Origin of the sequence: Halovivax sp. (genome assembly GCA_007119345.1) — an archaeon.
GTDB lineage: Archaea > Halobacteriota > Halobacteria > Halobacteriales > Natrialbaceae > Halovivax.
In genome coordinates this window covers 1-3570 of sequence record SKPV01000199.1, presented here as the reverse complement: position 1 = coordinate 3570, position 3570 = coordinate 1, and the positions used below count along the sequence as shown (strand labels likewise).

The 3570-nt window shown below is 69.1% G+C and carries 3 protein-coding genes and 1 pseudogene; 3 read left to right on the top strand and 1 reads right to left on the bottom strand.

Annotated features, from left to right (window positions below):
• Together QZT59_RS13475 and QZT59_RS13470 are read left to right on the top strand one after the other, a co-directional pair.
• Window positions 1-360 (top strand): annotated as a pseudogene (locus QZT59_RS13475) (hypothetical protein); the annotation flags it as partial.
• Between the two features lie 164 nt (window positions 361-524).
• Window positions 525-1802, top strand: a complete 1278-nt coding sequence (locus QZT59_RS13470) for an FAD-binding oxidoreductase (protein WP_290817312.1) — start codon at window positions 525-527, stop codon at window positions 1800-1802.
• A 75-nt stretch (window positions 1803-1877) separates the two neighbouring features.
• Here QZT59_RS13470 and QZT59_RS13465 read toward each other — a convergent pair whose 3' ends face one another.
• The gene (locus QZT59_RS13465) at window positions 1878-2057 is read right to left on the bottom strand and encodes a hypothetical protein (RefSeq protein WP_290817310.1); all 180 of its coding nucleotides are present in this window, start codon (window positions 2055-2057) and stop codon (window positions 1878-1880) included.
• Between the two features lie 210 nt (window positions 2058-2267).
• On the opposite strand from QZT59_RS13465, the gene mutL reads away from it, so the two are divergent.
• The coding region (gene mutL, locus QZT59_RS13460) for a DNA mismatch repair endonuclease MutL (protein WP_290817307.1) at window positions 2268-3570 on the top strand (1303 nt) is incomplete at its 3' end.

Here is a 3570-nt window from a genome sequence, read left to right as displayed (position 1 = left end):
GAGCCGGTACAGGCCGTCTTCGATCTGGAGAGCGGGACGATGCGGACCGCCGACCCGTCAGGTAATGCGGAGAGAACTGGAGCGGTCGGTAGCGGAACGGGTGCTGAAGCTGCCGGTGGAGATGCCGCACCGACGGCCTCGGCGACGACCGACGGCGGAACGGCGTCCGAGGACGGTGGCGACGATGCCGGTGGCGACGACGCGGACGAGGGGTCCGGGCTCGACCCAGCGGCCGAGGCGGTTCTCACGGAACTCGCCGACGTCGACGTCGCCGAAACGGCGCCGGTCGAGCTACTGACGCGCGTCCAGGAGTGGCAAGCGCAACTCGATGGCGACGAGGACCACGGCCAGGAAGAGTGAGGGCCCCGTCGCCGAGAGCTCGTCGCCGAAGCGGACCGTTCGTTTCGTAGGACTCGTCGGGTTCACCCCGAAAATCGAGGGGGTACAGTTATCGGGTCATCCATGGTGAATGTGCTCATGTCACACGTACTGACAACGACGGGACGAACCGGTGGATCGACGGCGTGTCCGATCAGGGGGCGCGGTCGATGACCCACCAGGCGGACGTCGTCATCGTCGGCGGAGGCTGCATCGGGGCCACCATCGCGAGGGACCTGGCGGCCGACCACGACGTGGTCCTCGTCGAGCGGGGCCAGATCGCCGGCGAGACCACGGGCCACGCCTCGGGGATCGTCCAGCCACAGTATCAGTTCGCGCACCTGCCGGAGGCGGGCCGGCTGGCGTTCGAATTCTTCGAGGAGCTCGACGGCCACCGAAACTACCAGTACACGGAGCGAGAGCTCGTCAATCTGCACGGTCCGGCTGAGACCGAGGCGGCTCAGGCCTACACCGAACGTGTCTCCGCGAACGGCGGATACGACGCGGAGTGGCTCTCGGCGACGGAGATCGGCGAGCGCTATCCGGGCGTCTTCGACGTGAGCGAGGGGAGTCCGATCGCCGGCGGGATGGTGTACCGGCGGATGGGCTGGATCGATCCGTACACGTTCGCGACGACGATGAGCGCGGACGCCGACGAGCGCGGCGGGACGATCCACACCGGCACGGCGGTGACCGACCTCCTCGTCGAGGACGGCGCCGTCGCGGGCGTCGCCACCGAGGAGGGCGAGATCCGGGCCCAGACGGTGATCGTGGCGGCGGGCCGGTGGTCGCGGACGCTGCTCGACGGCCACGTTGAGGTGCCGATCCAGCCAGAGCGATTCTGGCACGTCAACCTGGAGAGCGACGCGGTGAGCGACGACCGGGTCAGTGAGGAGTACCCACAGTTCTACATGGACCTCGACTTCGGCGACGACCTCCCGGCGGAACTCGGCCTGGACGGGTTCATGGCGACGTTCTGGCGCCCGGAACACAGCGGCGAGCTCCACGTCGCCGGCATCGAGGGGCTGCTCCCGTCGAACCCCTCGGTGAAACACGGCGTCGACGAAGGCTTTCACCTGCTGCTCGCCGAACGCATCGAGGAGCTGCTGGTCGAGTTCGAGGGAGCGGCGATCGCGAGCGACGGCTGTTGCCCGACCGGCGACGCGATGTCGCCGGACTGGCTCCCGATCGTCGACGCCCCCGGAGACGGCCCCGACGGGCTCGTCGTCGCGACCGGTTTCAGCGGGCTCGGACTGACCGCGTCGCCGATCGCCGCCGCGGCCGTTCGCCAGCTCGTCGACGGCGGCGACGCGCCGTTTTCGCTCGACTCGCTCTCGATCGACCGCTTCGAGGATCGGTCGGCGGACTTCTCGGAACCGCCGTTCGACGTCTTCGACCTGGAGATCTTCGAACTCGCCGAGTGATCGACGGTCACGGGCGAGGTCGATCGGCGACGCAGAGCCGCCGGGCGGTGATGGTCCCGTTACCGCGGTCGTGGCTCACTCGTCGTCCTGGCGCCCGACCAGAAATCCCGACAGGGTCACTGCGACGCTGGCGAACAACAGGACGAGCCAGAACCCTTCGGCGTGGGGATTGATCGCCTCGAGGACGAGCATGGTCCCGGCGACGAGTGTGAGCTGGAGGCCGAGGATACCGACGAGTAGCTCGGAGGAACTCATGGGGCCGTCTTCCGATCGAACCGACATATTTCTTCTTAGTGTGAGTGAGTGTGTGAACGGGGCGTTCGTCCAGAGGGGTTTTGCCGACGCAGTTCGCACGGTCGTGTAGATGACGGAGACCGACGCGACGGGCATCGTCGACGCACCCAGTTTCCGGTGCCAGCCAGCGGCTGGGGAGGACGTGTCACCGTGACCGTAGACGATAGTCGCGTGCCAGACGACCCAGAGCAGGCATCCGACGAGGACACCGAGATCCGCGCGCTCGACGACGACACCGTCGCCCGAATCGCCGCCGGCGAGGTGGTCGAGCGACCCGCGAGCGCCGTCAAAGAGCTCGTCGAGAACAGTCTCGACGCCGACGCCTCGCGCATCGAGGTGACCGTCGAGGCTGGCGGCACCGACCTGATCCGCGTCGCCGACGACGGCCGCGGGATGACGGAGGCCGACCTCCGGGCGGCGGTCCGCCAGCACACGACGAGCAAGATCGCCGACCTCGCGGATCTCGAGTCGGGCGTCGCCACGCTCGGCTTTCGCGGCGAGGCGCTGCACACGATCGGCTCGGTCGCTCGCCTGCGGATCCGGAGCCGACCGCGCGCCGACGCGGCCTCGCCCGGGCAGGGAGACGCGGACGTCGGCACCGAACTCCGGTACGAGGGCGGCGAAGTCGTCGCCGTCGAGCCCGTCGGCTGTCCGGAAGGCACGACCGTCGAGGTGACCGACCTCTTTTTCAACACGCCCGCCCGCCGGAAGTACCTGAAGACGACCGCCACCGAGTTCGCCCACGTCAACCGGGTGGTGACCCGCTACGCGCTGGCGAATCCCGACGTCGCCATCTCGCTCACACACGACGGTCGCGAGGTGTTCGCGACGACCGGCCAGGGCGACCTCCAGGGGGCGGTGCTCTCGGTCTACGGCCGCGAGGTCGCCCGCGCGATGATCCCCGTCGAGGCCGACGCCGACGACCTCCCGCCGGGGCCCGTCGAGTCGGTCTCCGGACTCGTCAGCCATCCCGAAACCAATCGCTCGACCCGCGAGTACGTCGCCAGCTACGTCAACGGCCGGGCGGTCACCGCCGACGCGATCCGCGAGGGGATCATGGGCGCCTACGGCACCCAGCTGGGCGGCGACCGCTACCCGTTCGTCGTCTGCTTCCTCGAGGTCCCCGGCGAGGCCGTCGACGTCAACGTCCACCCGCGCAAGCGAGAGGTCCGGTTCGACGACGACGATGCGGTCCGCCGGCAGGTCGATTCGGCCGTCGAATCCGCCCTGCTCGACCACGGCCTGCTCCGCTCTGGGGCCCCGCGTGGCCGGTCGGCGCCCGACGAAACCAGGGTCGAACCCGACTCCGGCGTCGACAGCCCGACCGAGGAGGCTGGAACCGCTACCGACGAAGCTGGAACCGCTACCGACGAGGCTGGAACCGCTACGGGTCGTTCGGACGAATCGGCCGGGGCGGCCGAAACGGAACGGTCGGACAGCTCCGAACGACTCGATCGTCCCGATCGGTCGGACG